Source organism: Streptomyces sp. NTH33 (assembly GCF_003236365.1).
GTDB lineage: Bacteria > Actinomycetota > Actinomycetes > Streptomycetales > Streptomycetaceae > Streptomyces.
The window spans coordinates 1-21,370 of record NZ_POTZ01000075.1 but is presented as its reverse complement, the minus strand read 5'-3'; the positions used below and the strand labels follow the sequence as shown (position 1 = coordinate 21,370).

The following is a 21,370-nucleotide window of genomic DNA, read 5'->3' as shown; positions in this document are numbered from 1 at the left end:
GCGGTGGGGACCGTGGACGGCGCGGTGCCGGGTGCGGGCCCGCCGAAGACGGCGACCAGCTCCTCGGGATGCTCCTCGGCGAGATACGCGGCGAACGCGTCCGCGGTGGGGTGCTCCAGCAGCGCCGACGGGTCGAGCGACACGTCGAGCTGCTTGCCGAGGGTCTGGACCAGCTGGGTGACGAGGATCGAGTCGATGCCGTAGTCCTGGACCGGCACGTCACCGGTCAGCTTGGCCCGGTCGAAGCGCAGTTCCAGCGCGAGCCGGTCGAGCAGCCACGAGGCCACCGCGTCCTTCGCCCCCTGGAGGTCCGCGGACCTCGCCGCGCAGACCGCGTCGGCGGCGCCGCGCACCGCTCCGTGAACCGGGGCCGTGTCCTCCAGGCGGCGAGCCGTCAGCCGCTCGGGCCGCCAGTCGGCGCCCGAGCGCACCACCGCGGGCAGGACGACCCGTGCGCCACTGGCGAGCGCGCGGTCCAGCAGGGCGAGCCCCTGCTCGTCGGAGAGGGCGGCCAGCCCGGACGCGCGGTAGGCGGGGCTGCGCACCTCCCCCATGCCGGTGTCCCGCCAGCTCGGCCACTGCACGCTGATCAAGGGCAGTCCGTACGGACGCGTCTCGGCGACCGCGTCCAGATAGGCGTTGGCCAGCGCATAGTCGCTCTGCCCGACCGCCAGTGCGGGAACCGCGGCCACGACCGACGAATACAGGACGAAGAAGTCCAGCGGCTCGTCACGGAAGCACCGCGTCAGCGTGTCGAGGCCGAAGACCTTCGGACCGGCCACCCGGGCCACGCCGTCCGGCGTCTTGCGGACGAAGGCGGGGTTCTCGGAGTCGGTGACACCGGCGCTGTGCACCAGCCCGCCCACCGGTCCCAGCCTGCGCCTGACGTCGGACAGGGCCCGGGCGAGGGCCTGCTCGTCCTCCAGGGACACGGCCAGGACTTCCAGCTCCACGCCCTGGTCGGCGAGTTCGGCCAACGGACGCAGCTTGCGTCCCAGCTCGGTGTCCGCGGTGAGGTGCGCGGCCCACTCGGTTCGCGGCGGCAGTTCCGTACGGCCGGTGAGGACCAGCTTGCGTACCCCGTGCCGGGCGACGAAGTGGCGGGCGGTCAGCAGCCCGATGCCGCGCGTGCCGCCGGTCACCCACAGCACCCGGCCCTCCGGGAAGCGCGGCGGCTGCTGCGGGGTGGGGGGCAGTTCGCGCAGCCGCACCTGGTGGCGGACGCCGTCGCGGTAGGCGATCTCGGCGGCCTCGTCGCCAGTGCCGAGTTCGTCGGCGACCCGGCGGCACAGCTGGTCGTCCGTACAGGATCCCAAGTCCACATGGCGGGAGCGGACATGGCGGTACTCGCTCTGCAGCATCCGGTACAGGCCCACGCGCGCCGCGCCGACGGGGGCGGTCCGCGCGCCCCGGGAGACCAGCAGGGCGCGCAGGTCGCGCCTGCCCTGGTCGACCGTGTGCTGGAGCCAGCGCCACCAGGCGTCCAGAGCCGTGCGATCGACGGAGGTCCCGGGCTCGGCGCAGCCCGCCAGGTCGACGACCGCGTCGAAGCGGTCCCATCGGGTGCCGGTGGAGGTGAGGTCGGCGGTGAGCGCCGCGGTCGTGAGCACTTCGGCGGCAGGCAGCGCGGCGGCGAGCCGCACGGCCAGGTCCTCGGTTCCGGGGGCGGCCAGGACGGCGGTGCGTCCGGGCAGGGCGAGGTCGGCGGCGCCGGACTCGGCCGGGATCCAGTGCCGGGTCAGCAGCAACCCGTCGCCGCCGGGCGCGGGCGGCTCTGCGACGGATTCCCCGTCCGGGACGGCCGGCTCGGTGAGGGGCACGAGGCGCGCGGCACCGGCCGCGGCCAGCTCGGCGTCCGCCGCCGCCAGCCAGATCCGCTCACCGCCGAAGGGATAGCCGGGCAGCGCCACCCGGCCCGGCCGGGCCCCCTGGTGCAGGGCGGACCAGTCGACCGGCCGGCCCGAGGTCCAGGCGGCGGCGTAGGCCACGGGATCGGCGGGCGGTGCGTCGCCCTCGGCCGGCCTGCGCGGATCGACCTGTCCCGTCCAGCTGTCGGCGGGGGTACCGCCCGCGGCGAACACGTCCAGGCGGGCCGCCAGTTGGGGGAGGTCGTCGAAACTGACCGCCAGCCGGTGCGCCATGGCCTCGCGCCCCGACTGAAGGGTCCACGAGACCTCCTGCGGCGCCAGCCCGGCACCCTCGGCGCGCAGATGCGCGGCGAGGCGGCGCGCCTGCTCGGCCAGCCGCCCGGCGTCCCGGGCGGAGAGCACGGCCAGTTGGGGACCGGTCGGGGCCGTCCGTGGCCGGGGCGCGCCGATGTGTTCCTGGAGGATGACGTGGGCGTTGGTGCCGCCGGCCCCGAAGGAACTGATGCCCGCCGTCCTGGGCAGCTCGGTGCCGTCGGCGCGGACACGGCGCGGCCACGGTGCCCGCTCGCGCTGGACCTCGAACGGGGTCGCCGCGAAGTCGATGTTGGAGTTGAGGTGCTCCGCGTGCAGCGACGGGGCCAGCTCACCGTGGCGCATCTGGAGCAGCACCTTGGTGACGGCGGCGATCCCGGCGGCCGACTCGGCGTGCCCGATGCCGGACTTGACGGAGCCGATCGGCAGCCGCTCGGGCGCGTCGCCGTCGAAGGCCCGCAGCAGTCCGGTGATCTCCACGGGGTCGCCGAGGGCGGTGCCGGTGCCGTGCGCCTCGATGTAGTCCAGGCCGGCCGGGCGCAGCCCGGCGCGGTCGAGGGCGGTGCGCACCAGGTCGGCCTGTGCCTTGGGGCTGGGCACGTTGAAGCCCCGGCCGGTGCCGCCGTGGTTGACCGCCGTGCCTTTGACCACCGCCAGGATTCGGTCGCCGTCGGCGAGCGCCGCGTCGAGACGCTTGAGCAGGACCGCGCCGCTGCCCTCGGCCGGGACGTAACCGGTGCCGCCCTCGCCGAAGCTGCGGCAGCGGCCGTCCTCGGAGAGGAAGCCGCGCCAGGCCAGCTGGAGGTACTTCGCCGGGTGGGTGGTGATGTTGACGGCACCCGCCACCGCCAGGTCGCAGTCGCCGTCGCGAATGGCCTGGCACGCCTGGTGGATGGCGACGAGCGCGGAGGAGCACATCGTGTCGATGGCGACGCTGGGGCCGGTGAAGTCGAAGAAGTACGACACCCGGTTGGCCACCGAGGCGTAGGACGAGTGCGGGGGCAGGCCGTTGCCGCGCAACGCCTCCTGAACGCCGTACAGCTGGTACTGGCCGTACATCATGCCCGCGAAGACCCCGGTGCGGGAGCCGCGCAGCTGCTCGCGCGTGCAGCCGGCGTCCTCCAGCAGGTGCCAGACGGTCTCCAGGAACACCCGCTCCTGGGGGTCGGTGTGCTCGGCCTCGATCTGCGACATCCGGAAGAAGAGCGGATCGAAGCGGTCGGCGCCGCGGATGAACCCGCCCCACCTGCCGTACGTCTTGCCGATGACCGACTTGTCGGGGGCGTAGAAGGGGTCGTGGTTCCACCGGTCGGCCGGTATCTCCTCGATGCAGTCCCGGCCGGCGCGCAGATTGCGCCAGAACTCGTCCACGTCTTCGGCCTGCGGATAGCGGCCCGCGACGCCGATGATGGCGATGTCCTGGCCGGCTGTGACGGACCCGACGGGACCGGCCGCGGCGGCCGGGGGCGGTGTCGGCCCGGCGGATTCGGCCTCGGCAAAAGCGCCCTCGGCGACGGATTCGGCGCCGGACGTGGTGAACGCCTCGGGGTAGGCGGCGGCGAGGTGGTCGGCCAGTTCGCGGGCCGTCACGTACTCGAACAGCAGGGTCTTCGACAGCGGACCGCAGTGCTCCTCCAGCCGGCGGGTCACGCTCATGGTGATCAGTGAGTCCACACCGTAGTGGTTGAAGGACTCGGTGACGTCGATGTCCCCTTCGGGCAGCTTCAGTTCCTCCGCCAGGACGGCGAGCACCAGCCGTTCGGCCCGCTCCCGTACGTCCGCCGCGGGCTGCGCCGCGGCGGTGGGGCGCGGTGCGGCGGAGGGGATCACCGCGGTGTGGGTGGACCCGCCGTCGAGTGCGGCGAGGATTTTGGCCGGGTCGCCGGGGGCGAGCAGCAGTCTCGGGGCGGTGCCGGCCAGGGCGCGCTCCAGCGCGTCCAGCGCGGGCGCGGTGCGCAGGGGACGTATGCCTAGCACCCGGTCCACGTAGTCCTCGGCGGCGGCGTCGATCCGCATGGCGCCGTCGGCCCACACCGGCCAGGCGACGGCCAGGGTACGGCCGTGCCGCGCTCCCTCGCGGCGCAACCGCTCGCGTCGCTCGGCGAAGTGGTCGAGGAAGGCGTTGGCGAAGGCGTAGTCGGTCTGACCGGCGTTTCCGAAGGCCGCAGCGGTGGAGGAGAAGGTCACGAAGTAGTCCAGCGGTTCGTCCCGCGTCGCCTCGTCCAGCAGCACGGTGCCGTGCACCTTGGCGGCCAGCACTGCGTCCGCGTCGGCGCGGTCCTTGCGGTGCAGCAGGCCGTCCCGGAGCACACCGGCGACGTGCAGAACGCCGCTCACCTTCCCATGGGCCGCACGCGCCTCGGCGATCAGTGCGCGCACCCCGGCGGCATCGGCCACGTCCGCCCGCACCACGTGCGCCCCGATGGCCTCGATCCGGGCGCGGGCCTCGGGTCCGGGTGCGGTGCGGGACGCGAGCACGATCCCGCCTGCGGGCAGTGCGGCGGCGCGCCGTACGGCGGCGATGTGCTCGGCGAGCAGCAGCCCCAGCGCGCCGGTGCCGCCGGTGATCACGTGGGCGCCCGGCCCGGTGAACGCCGACGCGGCACCGGCCGGGAGGCTGGCTTGGCGCCAGGTACGCCGGGTCCTGCCCGCGGCGTCGACGCGCACCTCGGGCTCGCCCCGGGCGCCGATCTCGGCGGCCACGGCGTCCGCGAGGGAGCCGGACGCGACGGCCAGCACGCCGAAGTCGACGGCCGGGTGCTCCAGACGCACCGAGCGGGCGAACGCCGCCATGGCCGGATGGGCCGGCGAGGCGGCCGGTTCACGGTGCGCGTAGAGGTAGCGCAGGGCGCCGCGCCGGTGCCGCTGCCAGGCCTGGAGGAACGCCATGGCGGTGTGGAAGCCGTGCTCGACGGCGCGGGCGGGGTCGGTGTCCTCCCCGGCCAGGTGCACCACGTGGACGGGCCCCGGGTCCGTGGCGCGGACCGCCGCGTCGGCGTCGAAGCCGCCGCCCGGCGCGATCCGCCGGGCGGGCATGCCCGCAGCAGCCAGCGCGGCGCACACCGCGGGCCCCTCGGAGCCCGCGTCCAGCACCAGTACGGTTCCGGCCGGCTCGCTGCCGACCCGCGGTGCGGGCTGCCAAACCGGCTCGAACGCGGTCACCTCGTCGGCGGCGTCCGCCTGGGGCACCGCCCGGAGGGTGAAGGCGTCGATCGCCGCCACCACCTCACCGGCCCGGTCCAGCAGCACGACGTCGAAGCAGAGCGTGCCGGGCGGGACCGGGCGCGCCGACGGGGTGGCGTAGGCGTACGTCCTCTCATTCGCGGGCAGTTCGGCGTAGCGCCGGACCGAGCCCAGCGAGAACGGCAGATACGGCAGCGGGCGCGCCGGGCCGTGGGCGCGGGCCGCGAGTCTGCCCGCCGTCTGCAGGGCCGCGTCGAGCAGCGAGGGGTGGAAGACGTAGGCGTCCGCATCGGCGGTCCGCTGCGGGGGAAGCCGCAGTGCCGCGAGTGCCTCGCGCTCCCCTACGGCGAGTTCCTCGATCACCTGGAAGCCGGGGCCGTAGTCGAAGCCCAGCCGGGAAAAGTCCCGGTAGCAGCTCGCGCCGTCGTGGACGTCCGGGCAGCGCTCGCGCACGCTCGCCACGTCGATCCGGGCGGGCCGGGGCCCGGCCGGGCCGAACACCAGGGTGCCGCGCGCGTGCGGGCGAGAGCCGTCCTCGGCGCCGTGCACCTCGAAGGACATGCCGGCCCGGTCGTCGCCGAGCCGGACCAGCAGCCGGTACTCCCCCGTGGCGGGCAGCCGGACGGGCGCGGCCCACACCAGGCCGTCGACGCCGCGCACCGGCGAGCCCGCGACCCGTTCGCCGGCCAGCCGGGCCATCTCCAGGTACGCCACGCCAGGCAGCACCAGCTCGCCGCCGACCACGTGGTCGCGCAGGAAGAACTCCTCGCCTGTGAGGGTCTTGGCGAACTCCTTCTCGCCGGGGGCGGAGACATCGGCGTCGAGGAGGGTCGGATGCAGCCGGGCCGGAGCTTTTTGCGTTGCCGCGGCCGGAGCCTTCTCCGGTGCCTCGGCGGGAACCCTCTCCGGTGCCCCGGCCGGAGTGAACCAGTGCCGGGTGCGGGCGAACGGATAGCTGGGCAGGTGCACCCGGCGGCGGGCCGCGCCCCGGTGCAGGGCCGCCCAGTCGACCTCGGCGCCCGCCAGCCACGCGTCCGCGACGGCGGTCGGGTCGCCGGTGGCGGTGGCCGTGGGCGGAGTCGCCCGACGCTCGGCCTGCCCGGTGCGCACCGCCGACGGGCGGTCGGCGAGATACGCGTCCAGCTCGGCGCGCAGCTCTGCGGTGCCGCCCCCCACCACGGCGAGCCGGCGGGCCATCGGCTCGCGGCCCACCTGCAGCGTGTACGCCAGGTCGCCCGGCGGAACGTCCTGATCCGCCAGGTGGCCGGCGAGCCGGCGGGCGGCGCTGCGCAGCTCCTCGGGGGTGCGGGCGGAGAGCACGTACACCTGCTCCGCGGTGTCCTCCTCGCGGATGTCCGGCATGGGTGGTTCCTCCAGCACGATGTGCGCGTTGGCTCCGCCGAAGCCGAAGGAGCTGACCCCGGCGCGGCGCGGCAGCTCACGTCCGGTGGTGTCGCGTGGCCGCGGCCAGGGCCGGGCGGTGACGGCGACTTCGAACGGGCCGCCGTCGAGTTCCAGGTGAGGGTTCTGCTCCCGGAAGTGCAGGCTGGCCGGGATGGTGCCGTGCCGCAGCGCCAGGACCGCCTTGAACACTCCGGCTATCCCGGCGGCGGCCTCCAGGTGTCCGATGTTGGTCTTGACCGATCCGATGACGCAGCCGGGCGCCGCGGCCGTGCCCTGTTCCGCTCCCTGTTCCTCCCGCAACCGCAGGAAGGCGGTGGACAGTCCGGCGGTCTCGATGGGGTCGCCCAGCGCGGTGCCGGTGCCGTGCGCCTCGATGTAGCCGACGGTCTCCACTGGCACGCCGGCGGCGCGGTAGGCCTCGACCAGCAGGTCGGCCTGGGCGTCGGGGTTGGGAGCGGTCAGGGAGGTGGTGCGGCCGCCGTGGCCGGCCGTGACCGATCTGATCACCGCGTGGACGGCGTCGCCGTCGCGTTCGGCCCGGTCGTTCGGCTTGAGCAGCACCACGCCGACGCCTTCGCCCCGGACATAGCCGTCGGCCCGCCTGTCGAAGGCCTTGCACCGTCCGCCGGGACTGAGCATCTCGCCCCGGCTGAGCACCTCGTACACGCTCGGCGTGAGGATGAGGTTGACGCCGCCCGCGATCGCCAGGTCGCAGGTGCCGTCGCGGAGCGCCGCGCAGGCCTGGTGGACGGCGGTGAGCGAGCCGGAGCAGGCCGTGTCCAGGGCCATGCTGGGACCGCGCAGGTCCAGCAGGTAGGAGACCCGGTTCGGGATGACCGACAGCGCCGCGCCGGTGGCCGTGTGCGCCTCGGGACGGCGTCCGGCGGCCCGTTGCGCCTCCAGGTAGTCGTTGTTGGCGACCCCGATGAACACCCCGACGCGCTTTCCGGCCAGCTCGGACGGGCGGTAGCCGGCGTCTTCGACGGCCGACCAGACCGCTTCGAGCAGCAGGCACTGCTGAGGGTCCATCAGTTCCGCCTCCCTGGGGGAGATCCCGAAGAAGGCGGCGTCGAACCGGTCCACGTCGGGGACGAAGCCGCCCCAGCGGGAGCGGGAGCGCGGCTGCTCGCGCCAGTCCCAGCGGTCGGCGGGGATCTCCTGGATCAGGTCGTCCCCGGCGGCCAGGTGCTCCCAGAACTCCTTGAGGTCCGAGGAGCCGGGCAGCCGCCCGGCCATGCCGATGACCGCGATGCCGTCGCCGCGCCGCTCCTCGGCGTGTGCCTCGGAGAAGGGCGCTACGGCGGTGGCGGCCGGGGGCTGCGGTGCGGCGGCGCCGGACCGTGCGGTCAGTTCGGTGGGGTGCCGCTCCCACAGGTACTCGGCCAGCGCGTGCAGGGTGCCCCGGCGGTAGAAGAGCGTCGGGGAGACCTCGATGCCGTATGCCGTGCCCAGTTCGGCGGCGAGCGCGGTGAAGGACACGGAGGTCATACCCACCTCGCCGAGCGGCGTGCGGGTGCCGATCTCCTCGGGACGCAGCCCGGCCAGGCGGGCGACCGCGCGGGCCAGTTCGGCCGTCAGCGCCTCGACACGGCCGGAGGGCCGGCCGGGATCCTCCGGCCGCTCGGTGCCGGGGACGCCGTAGCGGGCCCGCAGTTCGGCCGGCGGAAGGGTGGCCAGCGTGGTCCGGTCGACCTTCTCGTTGAGCGTGCGAGGGAAGCCCGTGACCGGGATCAGCACCTCCGGGATCATGTGGGCCGGCAGCCAGGCCGCCAGCTGCTCCCGGGTCGGCTCGCCGCCGCCCTCGGTGCGGGTGTAGCAGGCCAGGAGCGAGCGGTCGCCGTCCTGGCCGCGCGCCACCACGACGGCGTCGCGTACGCCGTCCAGGCGCCGCAGCGTCGCCTCGATCTCCTCCAGCTCCACTCGGTGGCCGCGCACCTTGACCTGGGAATCGATCCGGCCCAGGTACTCGATCCGCCCGTCGGCCAGCCGCCGGACCAGGTCGCCCGTGCGGTACATCCGGGCATCGGGCCCGGCCGCGAACGGGTCGGGCAGGAAGCGCCCGGCGGTCAGCTCGGGCCGGCCCAGATAGCCGTCGGCCACGCCGTGGCCGCCGATGTACAGCTCTCCGGGCACTCCGGTGGGCACGGGCCTGCGTACGCTGTCGAGCACGTACAGCGCGGTGTTGGCGATCGGGGCGCCGATCGTCACGCGCTCGCCGGGGCGGAGCCTGCCGGCCGCCGACCAGATGGTGGTCTCGGTGGGGCCGTACAGGTTCCACACCGCGCGGTTGCCCACGAGCAGCGCCTCCGCCGTGTCGGCGGGCAGCGCCTCGCCGCCGCACAGCACGGTGAGACCGGGGCTGCCCCGCCATCCGGCGGCGAGCAGCATGCTCCAGGTCGCCGGAGTCGCCTGGATCACCGTGGCCGTACCGCGCTCGACCGCCTTCCGCATCCGCAGTCCGTCCTGGGCGACCTCTGTCGGCAGGATCTCCACGGTGCCGCCGGTGATCAGCGGCAGGTACAGCTCGAGGCCCGAGATGTCGAAGCAGACCGTGGTGAGGGCCAGCAGGGTGTCTCCGGGCCCGAATCCGGGCTCGCGCGCCATCGACCGGAGGAAGTTCGTCAGCGCGCGGTGCGGTACGCGGACGCCCTTGGGGCGGCCGGTGGAACCGGAGGTGTAGATGACATAGGCGGTGTCCGACGGGCCCGCGGGCCCGGGCGACTCGGCCGCGGGCGGCTGCCCGCCCGCGTCGACGAGCAGCCGGGGCACCCCTGCGCCCCAGCCGGCCTCGACGGTGGAGTGCGTCAGCAGCAGGTGCAGTCCGGCGTCCTCGGCCATGAAGGCGAGCCGCTGCTCGGGGTAGGCCGGGTCGAGCGGTACGTACGCGCCACCGGCGGCCTGCACGGCGAGCAGGGCCACCGGAAGACGGGCGTCGCGTGGCAGCAGGACGCCGACGGTACGGCCCCGGCCGACACCGGCGGCGCGCAGGCGGGCCGCGAGGGCGTCGACCCGCTCGCTCAGCTCACGGTAGGTCAGCTCGCCGAGGTCGTCCCGGACCGCGACCGACTCCGGGCGGGCCTCGGCCTGCTGCCGCACCAGCTCCCAGACCAGGGTGCCTGCCGGGTAGTCCGCCGGGGCGGGCGGGGCGAGCAGGGCCCGCTCCTGCCCGGTCAGCAGGTCCAGCTCGCCGACCGGGGTGCCGGGGTCGCCCATGGCGGAGGTCAGCAGCGTGACGAAGTGGTCTCCCAGACGCTCCACCGTCGCGGCGTCGAACAGGTCGGGGTTGTACTTGAGGGTGTACTGGCAGCCTTCCGGCCGGTCGACCAGGTCGAGGACCAGATCGAACTCGCCCTCCTGGTGCACGCCGCCGACCCGGTCCCGGACCACGCCGTCGGTGCGCAGGTCGCGCGCCCAGTTGTGGAAGTAGAAGGCGACGTCGAACAGCGCGTCCGTGGCGCCGGGGGCCTCCCGTCTCAGTTCCTCGGTGAGGGTGATCAGTGGGTAGGCGCCGTGCTCCAGGGCGCCCAGGACCGTACGGTGGATCCGGCGGAGCAGCGCGCGGAAGGGCTCGTCGCCGTCGACCCGCTCGGCCAGGACGACCATGTTCATGAAGTAGCCGAGCACGTCGTCGTAGCCACCCGGGGGACGGCTCGCCGTCGGGGTGCCGACGGCGATGTCGGCCTGGTCGCTGTAGCGGTGCAGCAGGGCGAAGTAGCAGGCCAGCATGACGCTGGACAGCGAGGTCCGCTCCGTGGCGGCGAGCGCCCGGGCCCGCTCGGTCACCGCTGCCGGAATGCGTCCCCCGACGCTCGCGCCCCGGAAGCCGGGCACGGGCGGACGCGGCCGGTCCAGCGGCAGCGCCACGGAGGTCCGCCGGCCGCGCAGCCGGTCGGTCCAGTACGCGCGCAAGCGCTCCCCCGTGGGCCCGGCGAGCAGGTCGCGTTGCCATGCGGTGAAGTCGGCGTACGTGCGGGCGGGCCGGTCGGCCGGCAGCGGACGGCCCTCGCGGACCGTACGGTAGCTGCGGTCGACCTCCTCCAGCAGCAGCGGTATGGACACCCCGTCGAGCACCAGGTGGTGCGCGGTCAGCACCAGGGCCTGCCTGCCGTCGCCGAGGGTGTAGAGCGTCGCGCGCAGCAGCGGACCCTCGCTCAGGTCGAACGGCCGGCGCGCGTCGGCGCGTATCCGGTCGCGCAGGTCACTGTCCGCGTCGGAGGTGAGGAAGACCTGCTGGAACGGCAGTTCCGGCTCGGCCGCGATGCGGACGTACGGTCCGTCCTCGTCCGTGCGCACGGTCGCGCGCAGTTCCTCGTGCCGGTCGAGCAGGTCCTGCAGGACGACGCGCAGGGCGAGCACGTCGACGTCGGGGTCGAGCCAGAAGGCGAGCGGCAGGTTGTAGGCGTGGTTGCCGGGCGCGATCTGCTCGATCACCCACAGGGCGCGCTGCCCCTCGGAGAGTGGATGGGTGGACGCCTCCGCGTCCGTGCGGGGGCGCAGGACCTGTCGCGCCGCCGTCACCGCTGTCGCCACTGTCGCCGCCGACGGCGTCACGGCTACGGCGGTCCCGGGCGCTGTGGGGGTGGCGGTCTCTGCGGAGGCCGCCGCGTCGGTCAGCCAAGTGGACGTCAGGTGTTCCGTCAGCTCACGCAGCGTCGGGCGCTCGAAGAACTCCTCCAGCGGCACCGCGATCCCGAAGGCCTCGTCGACGGCGGAGACGATCCGCAGTCCGCTCAGCGAGTCGAAACCGTAGTCGCCCAGCGGACGGTCGGGATCGATCCGCATGTCCAGCTTCAGGACCCGCTCCAGCAGCTCGCGCAGCCGGTCCTGCACCCCGCCGACGGCCTCGGTCCCCGCGCTCGCCGTCACCGTCGCGGGGGCGACCGCCGCCGGCGCGCCGCTCGGCGTGACGCCGTCGCTCTCGGCGACCAGCACTCGCTGGCCCAGCTCGGCCCCTTCGGCGCCGACCACCCTGACCTGCGTGTAGCCCTCTTCGCCCAGCAGTCGCGTCCAGCTGTCCGGCGAGGCCAGCGGCGAGCCGTGGATGCGCAGCTCGCTGTCCTCGAACAGCCACCACCCTTCCATCACCCCGCCGCCGACGGTGAGGTACGGCCGGATCGAGGTCAGCTCATTGAGCACCAGCAGGCCGCCGGGCTTGAGCAGCGCTTTGACCTTGCGCAGCGTGGCCCGCAGGTTCCGGGTGGCGTGGACGACGTTGGTGGCCAGCACCACGTCGGCCGACCCCGGCGCGACCTTCTGCTCGGCCGGCCCGCGCTCCAGGTTGAGCAGCTGGAAACGGACGTACGGGTGGTCGGCGGCGAAGCGCTCGCGGCCGTGCTCCAGGAAGCGCGGCGAGATGTCGGTGAAGGTGTAGCCGACCCGTCCGGCGTGCTCGGCGAGCACCGGCAGCACCCGCTCGCTGGTGGCGCCGGTGCCCGCGCCCAGCTCGACCACCTGGAGCGTCTCGTACCACGGAAGCATCGGGAGCCGGGTCTCGAGGAAGCCGCGCACGGTGTCCGCGACCAGCAGGTTGAAGAAGTCGGTGAGCGGGTTCCCCTTGTAGAGGTCCTGGACCAGCTCCATCGAGGAGTCGGGGAACATGACCTCGGTCCCCGTCAGCTCGCCGCGCAGCAGTCGCGGATACGCCCGCAGGAAGGCCCGGTTGAGGGTGACCGTGGGCGCGATGTCCGGGCAGGCGCGCAGCACGCGGTCGAACTCGTCCTCCCAGCGGTCCGCGCGGACGACCGCGTCGGTGGTGATGATCAGGTCGCCGTCGCGGGTCAGACAGCCCGCGTCCACGAGGAGGCCGAGCAGCGCCTCGTGCAGCCGCCGGAACTTGTCGCGGATGCCGAGCCTACCGCGCAGCTCCTCCGCGTGGTGCCGCTCGCCGGGCCGCTGGAAGGCGCCCAGGCGCTGGTAGGCGTCCAGCACCCCGGACACCGAGGCCGTGTCCAGGGCCTCGTACCCGGCGAGCACCTGAGCGACGGCCGGTGTGGCGTCCTGGTGGGGTGCCGCGACCGCGGGAGGTCGCGGCGCGGGGGCGTCGGCGTCGGGCCGTCCGCCGGCCGGCCGGGGGATCCAGCAGCGCTTGCGGGCGAAGGGGTAGCCGGGCAGTTCGATGCGGCGGACGGCGGCCGGGGTGATGCGCGGCCAGTCCACCTCGGCCCCGGCCACCCAGTGCCGGGCCACCGCCGTCAGGTCACGCCGGGTCAGCGCCTGTTCCAGGTCCGCTGTCTCGTCGTCGGACAGCAGCACCCGGGTGCGCGCGACCTGGCCGGTGCTCACCCGGTCCGCGTCGCGGCCCGCCGCGTACACCTCCAGCAGTTCCGCCGCCTCGGCGGCCGAACCGGCGGGCAGGGCCAGCCGGAACTCGTAGGCGGTACGGCCCGACTGCAGGGTGTGGACGACGTCGGCGAGCCTCGGCGCGTCGGGTGCCGCGGTGCGCGGCACGAGGCCCGCCACCGCCTCGGCGACTTCACCAAGGGTGCCGGCGGCCGTGGCGGCCGGGGGCAGCGGCGTGCCCAGCTCCGTGGCCAGCAGCGCGAAGTAGTGGGCGCGTTCGGCGACGCCGAAGCCGCAGTCGACCAGATCGGCCGTCAGGTCGAGGGAGTCAGGCGCCACGCCGGCGACCCCGGCGGCCAGCCGCAGACACAGCCGTCCGGCCTCCGCCAGTGCGTCGTCGGCCGGCACCGTCGCCCCCGGCGCGCCGCCGCGCAGGAAGGACGCCAGGTCCGCCGCGTAGGCCCGCAGCCGCTCCTCGGTCCTGGCGGAGAGCACCAGCAGCTGCTCCTCGGAGTCGTCCACCGGCTCCGGGGAGCCGGCCGGGACGTACTCCTCCATGACCACGCACGCGTTGGCGCCGCCCGCGCCGAAGGAGCTGACGAGGGCACGCCGCGGCAGCTCGCCGTCGGTGCCCTGCCCCTCGGCCCGCTCTGGCCGCCTCCAGGGCTGGAGGGTCTGCTGCACCTCGAACGGCGTGGCGTCGAAGTCGATCTCCGGATTGCGGCGCTCCGAGTGCAGCGACGGCGCCAGCATGCCGTGCCGGAACTGCAGCAGTACCTTGGTCAACCCGGCGATGCCGGCCGCCGCCTCGAGGTGGCCGACGTTGGTCTTCACCGAGCCGACCGCCACGGTCGGCCGCTCCGCGCGGCGCGCGGGGTCGACCGGCCCGCCGAACGCCTCGACCAGACCTGCGATCTCGATGGGGTCGCCGAGGTGGGTGCCGGTACCGTGCGCCTCCACGTAGCCGATGGTGTCCGCCCCGACGCCCGCGCGGGCCAGCGCTCCGCGGACCACCTCCGCCTGGGCGGACGCCTTCGGCACGGTGTAACCGCCCGCGTCGCCGCCCGCGTTGACGGCCGAGCCGCGGATCACGCCGAGGATCCGGTCGCCGTCGGCGATCGCCGCCGCCAGCGGCTTGAGCAGGACGGCGCCCACGCCCTCGCCGTCGACGAAGCCGTCCGCGTCGGCGCCGAAGGCCTTGAGCCGGTCGTCCCGGGAGAGCATCCCGGCCTGAGCCAGGCTGCGCAGGTGATGCGGGTGCAGGATCAGGTTGACGCCGCCCGCGATCGCGGCGGCGCACTCGCCGGACCGGATGCTCTGGCAGGCCAGGTGGACCGCGGTGAGCGAGGCCGAGCAGGCGGTGTCCACGGCGAGGCTGGGACCGGTGAAGTCGAAGAAGAAGGAGACCCGGTTGGCGACCGACCAGTGGTGTGAGTGTGCGTCGGTCGGCACGCCGAGGGCGTTCGCCTCGCCGCCCATCCATGCGTAGTCGTTGCTCATCACCCCGGCGAACACGCCGACGGGTCCCTGGGCGGCGAGCCGGGCCGCCGGGTAGCCGGCGTCCTCCAGAGTGGCCGCCGCGGTCTGCAGGAACAGGCGCTCCTGGGGATCCATCGCTTCGGCGTCCGCGGGCGAGATGCGGAAGAAGAGCGGGTCGAACGCGTCGACGTCGTCGATGAAACCGGCCCACTTGCTGTAGGAGCCGCGCCTGCCGGACGGGTCGTGGTGCGCGTCCGCGTCCCAGCGTCCGGCGGGCACCTCGCGGATGCAGTGTCTGCCCTGGACCAGGTTGTCCCACAGCCGGCCCACCGTCGGGGCCAGCGGGTAGCGGCCCGCGACACCGATGATCGCGACACGGTCGTCGGTGCCCTGCCCGGCGTCGGCCGGGCCGCCCTCGCCGGTGTCGGCAGCGGCGGCCGGCCGCGGGTCCCCGGCCGTCCTGGCGGTGAGGAAGTCCGCCAGCGCCCTCGGCGTACGGTGTTCGAAGACCAGGGTGGCGGGCAGCCGCAGCCCGGTGCGGGCGCCGAGCTTGTTCCGCAGCTCCAGCGCGCTCAGCGAGGTCAGGCCGAGGCGCTGGAAGTCGACGTCGGGATCGATGACGGTCGCCGACTCGTGGCCCAGCACGGCCGCGGTCTCACGCAGCACCAGCTCGCTGAGGAAACGCTCCCGCTCGGCCTCGGGAATCGCCTGGACGCCGATGCTCTGACCGATGGCGGGCGCGCCCTGGGCCAGGGTGACGGGTGCGGCGGGGCGACGCCGGGGCCGCGCCGGCGTGCGGAACAGCGGCAGCAGCGTGTCCGCCGTGGCGTCCAGCCGGGCCGGGATCAGATGCGCCCGGTCCCCGCCGAGGGCCGCGTCGAGCAGCGCCAGCGCCTCCTCAGTGGTGAGGGGGCGCACACCGGCGCCGGTCAGCCGCGCCAGGTCGGCCCGGTCGAGTCCGCCGGTCAGTGCGCTGCGCTCGGCCCACAGGCCCCAGCCCAGCGCCAGCGCGGGCAGTCCCTGGGCGCGGCGATGGTGCGCCAGGGCGTCGAGGACGGCGTTCGCCGCCGCGTAGTTGCCCTGACCGGCGGTGCCCAGCGTGGCGGCCACCGAGGAGAACAGCACGAAGGCCGACAGGTCGAGGTCCTGGGTCAGTTCGTGCAGATGGCAGGCTCCGTCGGCCTTGGCCGCCAGCACCAGCCCCAGCCGCTCGGGCGTCAGCGAGCCGATGACTCCGTCGTCCAGCGCCCCGGCGGCGTGGACGACGGCCCGCAGCGGGCGGTCCGGCGGGACGGAGGCCAGGAGTGCGGCGAGCTGGTCACGGTCGCTGACGTCGCACGCCGCCGATGTCGCCGTCGCGCCCGCCGCGGTCAGCTCGCCGGCCAGCTTTGGCGCTCCCCGACGGCTCACCAGGAGCAGGTCGCGAACGCCGTGTTCGGCCACCAGGTGCCGCGCGACCAGTCCGCCCAGTGTGCCGGAGGCACCGGTGATCAGCACCGTGCCGTCGGCAGGGAACGCGGGGGTCGCGGGCACCTCGGGCAGCGTGGCGGGCGCGATCCTCGGCACGCGCATCTCGCCGGTGCGCACCAGCACCTGGGGCTCGCCGGACGCGAGCACGGTGGGCAGCGTCCCGTGCAGGCCGTCCGGGTCGTCGGTGTCGGCGAGCGTGATCCGGCCCGGGTTCTCCGTCTGCGCCGAGCGCACCAGGCCCCATACGGCGGCAGCGGCGGGATCCACCTCCGCGTCGGCGTCACCGTCGTACGCCACGGCGTGGCGGGTCGCCACCACCAGATGTCCGTCGCCGGTGTCGGCCTCGGCCAGCCAGCTCTGCAGGTCTCCGAGGACCGCCGAGGACACCGCCCGCACCCGGGCGGGCAGGTCGCCGTCGGCGGACGGGCAACGCAGCACCGTGACCGCCGCAAGGTCGGCCACGGGCCGCGGCGGGGCTGAGTCCGGCCGGGCGGGCACCCAGCTCAGGGCGAACAGCGCGTCGCGGCCCGGGCCGGCCCACTGTGCCGCGCCCAGCGGACGCAGCGTCAGGGATCCGGCCGACAGCACGCCGCGGCCAGTGCCGTCGGCGATCCGCAGGGCCACCGAGCCGTCGTCGAGCGGGGTGACGCGTACGCGGAGGGCGGTCACCTCCGCCGCCGCGTCCCGGTCCAGCCACCGTACGCCGTTCCAGGAGAACGGCAGCACGGGTTCGGCCGCCGGGTCGAGCACGGCGTGCAGGGCGGCGTCGAGCAGGGCTGGGCGAACCGGCTCGGGCAGGGACACCTCGGCGTACAGCTCGTCGCCGTGCCGCCACAGCGCCCGCAGGCCCCGGAAGCCCGGCCCGTACTCCAGACCGCGCGCGGCCAGGTTCTCGTACCAGGAGGCCAGGTCCGCCATTTGGGCGCCGGGGGGCGGCCAGGTGGCGAAGTCCGCCGTGGTCTCGTCCGCCGGTGCGGCGGCCTCGGCGAGCGCACCGGTCGCGTGCAGCCGCCACCCGGCGTCCGGGCCACGGGCGTACAGCCGCAGCGGCCGGTGGCCGCTGTCGTCGGCGCGCTCCACGAGCAGCTGGATCTCGACCTCACCCTGCTCGGGTACCAGCACGGGCTCCTGGAGGGTGAGTTCCGCGACCGTGTCCCCGGCTTGCAGCGCCATCTCCAGCAGGGCCGTGCCCGGCACCACGATCCGGCCCCGCACGCGGTGGCCAGCCAGCCACGGGTGGGTGCGCAGGGACAGCCGACCGGTCAGCACGGTCTGTTCGCCGTCCGCCACGTCGACGGGGGGGCCCAGCAGAGGCTCGGGCGCCTGAAGCCAGTAGGGCTTTCGTTCGAAGGCGTACGTGGGGAGGTCCACGGTGCGGGCACCCTTGCCGTCGAACACGTGGGTCCAGTCGACGGAGACGCCGTGGGCGTGCAGGTGGGCCATGGACAGCAGGAACCGCCGGGGCGCGTGCTCCTCCCGACGCAGGGTCTCCGCCACCACGACAGGGCCGCCCGCGGCGCCGTCGACGGTGTCCGTGACGGCCATGGTGAGCAGCGGATGCGGGCTGACCTCGACGAACACCTCGAGGCCGTCGGCGGCCAGTGCCCGGACCGTCTCCGCGAACCGCACCGGTTCGCGCAGGTTGCGGTACCAGTACGCGGAGTCCAGCCGCGTGCCGTCGAGGCGGCCGGCCGTCACCGACGAGTAGTACGGCACCTGTGCCGGGCGAGGCCGCACCCCGGCGAGCACCTCCGCCAGCTCGGCCTCCAGCGTCGCCACGTGCGCGGAGTGCGCAGCGAAGTCCACGCCGGGCACGTTCCACCGCATCACGCCGGCCTTCGCCAGCACGCCGCCGAGTTCCCGCAGCGCTTCGGGGTCGCCCGACACCACCACGGTGTTCGGACCGTTCACCGCCGCCACCGAGACGCGGTCGCCGAAGGGCTCGATACGTTCCCGCACCCACTCCTCCGTGGCCACGATTGACAGCATCCCGCCGCTGCCGACGAGGGCCCGCAGGGCACGGCTGCGCAGCGCGGACACCCGTGCGCCGTCCTCCAGGGACAGCGCGCCAGCCACACAGGCGGCGGCGATCTCGCCCTGGGAGTGGCCCACCACGGCGGAGGGCACCAGCCCGGCCGCACGCCACACCTCGGCCAGCGAAACCATGACCGCCCACAGCGCGGGCTGCACCACGTCCACCCGCGCCAGCGCCGCCTCGTCGTCGAGGACGTCGGCCAGCGACCAGTCGACGTGCTCGCTCAGCAGCCGTTCGCAGGTCTCCAGCCGTTCGGCGAAGACGGGCGAGGACTCCCGCAGCGCCCGTGCCATGCCGGCCCACTGCGATCCCTGCCCCGGGAACACGAACACCACGCCGGACTCGGCGGCCACGGAGCCCTCGGCCACGCGCGGCGACGTCTCGCCGGCCGCGAGCGCGGCCAGGCCCTCCAGCAGTTCCGCGCGGTCCGCGGCGACGACCACACCGCGGTGGTCCAGTGCCGACCGGGTCGTCACCGTCGAGAATCCGACATCCGCCGGGCGCACGTCCGCGTCGGACCGCACCCGCTCCAGCAGCCGCCCGGCCTGGGCCCGCAACGCGGACACGGTCACGCCCGACACCACCACCGGCACCGGGCCCACAGCCGCGGGCCCGGTCCCGTCCGGTTCGTCCACAGGCGGTTGTTCGATGATCATGTGGGCGTTGGTGCCGCTCGCGCCGAAGGCTGACACCCCAGCCCGGCGCGGCCGGCCGGTCCGCGGCCACGGCCGCTGTTCGGTCAGCAGCTCGACGGCGCCCGACGCCCAGTTCACGTGACGCGAGGGCACGTCGGCATGGAGCGTGCGCGGCAGCACGCCGTGCCGCATGGCCATCACCGTCTTGATCACGCCACCGACGCCCGCGGCCGCCTGGGCATGACCGATGTTCGACTTGAGCGAGCCGAGCCACAGGGGCTCGGTACGGTCCTGGCCGTACGTCGCCAGCAGCGCCTGAGCCTCGACGGGATCGCCGAGCACGGTGCCGGTGCCATGTGCCTCGACAGCGTCCACGTCGGCGGAAGCGAGTCCCGCCGAGGCGAGCGCCTGCCGGATCACCCGCTCCTGCGACGGCCCGTTCGGGGCGGTCAGCCCGCTGGACGCGCCGTCCTGGTTGACCGCCGAGCCGCGCACCACGGCCAGTACCGGGTGTCCGTTCGCGCGGGCGTCCGACAGCCGTTCCAGCACCAGCACGCCGACGCCCTCGGCCCAGCCCGTGCCGTCGGCGGCGTCCGAGAAGGCCTTGCACCGCCCGTCGGGTGCGAGGGCACGCTGACGCGCGTACTCCACGAAGGTCCGCGGCGTGGACATCACCGCCGCCCCGCCCGCGAGCGCCAGCGAGCACTCCCCCGCCCGCAGCGACTGTGCCGCGAGGTGCAGGGCGACCAGCGACGACGAGCACGCGGTGTCCACGGACACCGCCGGGCCCTCGAACCCGAGGGTGTAGGCGATGCGGCCGGAGGCCACGCTCGGCAGACTGCCGGTGAACAGATGGCCCTCGAAGCCGTCCGGGGTGGGCGTCAGCCGGGTCGCGTAGTCGCCGTACATCACCCCGGCGAAGACTCCGGTGCGGCTGCCGCGCAGCGACGACGGGGCGATACGGGCGTGTTCCAGCGCCTCCCAGCAGGACTGGAGCAGCAGCCGCTGCTGCGGGTCGGTCGCCAGCGCCTCCTTGGGGGACATCCCGAAGAAGACCGCGTCGAACTCGGCCGCGTCGTGCAGGAACCCGCCGTACCGCGTGTAGCTCGTGCCGATCCGGTCCGGATCGGGGTCGTACAGGCCGTCCAGGTCCCAGCCGCGGTTCACCGGGAACGCAGACACCGCGTCCACGCCGTCGGCGACCAGCCGGTGCAGTTCCCCGGGCGACGTGACGTTCCCGGGGAACCGGCACGCCATGCCGACGATCGCGATCGGCTCCTGGCCCGTCGACTCCAGCTCCGCCAGCCTGCGCCGCGTCCGGCGCAGTTCGCCGGTCACCCGCTTCAAGTAGGTGAGCAGCATCTCGTCGCTCATCTCAGGGCCTTCCCAGCTCATCGTCGATCAGGGCAAAGAGTTCTTCCGCGCTCGTCGCGGCGACCTCGTCGTCAGGGGTCGGCTCCGCTTCCTCCCCGGCGCTCAGCGTCGCCGCCAGCTCCCACAGCCGGGTGGTGACGGCCGAGCGCAGGTCACCGTCGGTGACGGCGGTCACCCGCTGCGCCAGCCGGTCGAGTTCGGCGAGGACCGGCTGCCGGGGCGCCGACGGCTGCGGCTGCGGCTGCGGGGTGAGCCGTTCCAGCAGGTGCCGTGCCAGCGCGGTGGGGCTCGGGTGGTCGAAGGTCACCGTGGTGGTCAGGGTGAGCCCGGTGACGGTGGCAAGCCGGTTGCGCAGTTCCAGCGCGGTCAACGAGTCCAGGCCCAGGTCCCGGAAACCCCGGTCGGGTGCCACGTCGCCGGGCCCGGAGCGCCCCAGCACGGTCGCGAGCTCCGCCTGCACCACCCGGCGTACCGTCAACTCGCGGTCGTTCTCGGGCAGGGTGAGCAGCCGGTCGCGCAACGACCGCGCGTCCTCGCGTGCCCCGCCGCCCTCGGGAGCCGTGGGGTGGACCAGTCCGCGCAGCAGCGCGGGCGGGTCGGCGTCACGCGGCCCGGACAGGTCGAACCAGGCGGGCACCAGGTGTGCCCGGTCCGCGCCGAACCCGAGGTCGAGCAGGGTCAGAGCCGCCTGGGTGGGCAGCGGGCGCAGGCCCATGCGCGCCATGCGCTCGCGGTCGGCGTCGGTCAGGCGACCGGTGAGGCCGGTGCTCTGCTCCCACAGGCCCCAGCCCAGTGACACGGCGGGCAGCCGGCGGCCGCGCCGGTGGTGGGCCAGCGCGTCGAGGTACGCGTTGCCCGCGGCGTAGTTCGCCTGCCCGGCCAGGCCGACGGTGGCCGAGACCGAGGAGAACAGCACGAACGCCGACAGGCCCAGGTCGCGGGTCAGTTCGTGCAGATGCCATGCGGCGTCCACCTTCGCCGACAGCACCGCGTGCAGCCGCTCCGGAGTCAGCGACAGCACGGCGCCGTCCTGGAGGGTCCCCGCCGCGTGCACCACGGCGCGCAACGGCGCCGACGCGGGCACGGACGCGAGGACGTCGGCCAGTGCGGCCCGGTCGGCCGCGTCGCACGCGGTCACCGTCACGGACGCACCCGCCGCGGTCAGTTCGGCCACGAGGTCGTCCGCGCCGTCGGCGTCCGGGCCGCTGCGGCTGATCAGCAGCAGATGGCGTACGTCGTGCCGGTCCACCAGATGCCGGGCCACCGTGGCGCCGAGCCCCCCGGTGCCGCCGGTGATCAGGACGGTGCCGCCGGGGGCGGGGACGGGTCGG

The 21,370-nt window shown here is 74.7% G+C and carries 2 protein-coding genes; both read right to left on the bottom strand.

Annotation, left to right across the window (positions count from 1 at the left end; translation table 11 throughout):
• Window positions 1–20,003: amino acid adenylation domain-containing protein (locus tag C1I97_RS10525; protein WP_441349100.1), on the bottom strand; the 20,003-nt coding region annotated here is incomplete at its 3' end.
• A 37-nt stretch (window positions 20,004–20,040) separates the two neighbouring features.
• On the bottom strand, window positions 20,041–21,370 hold a 1,330-nt coding region (locus C1I97_RS10520; RefSeq protein WP_146608187.1), incomplete at its 5' end, for a type I polyketide synthase.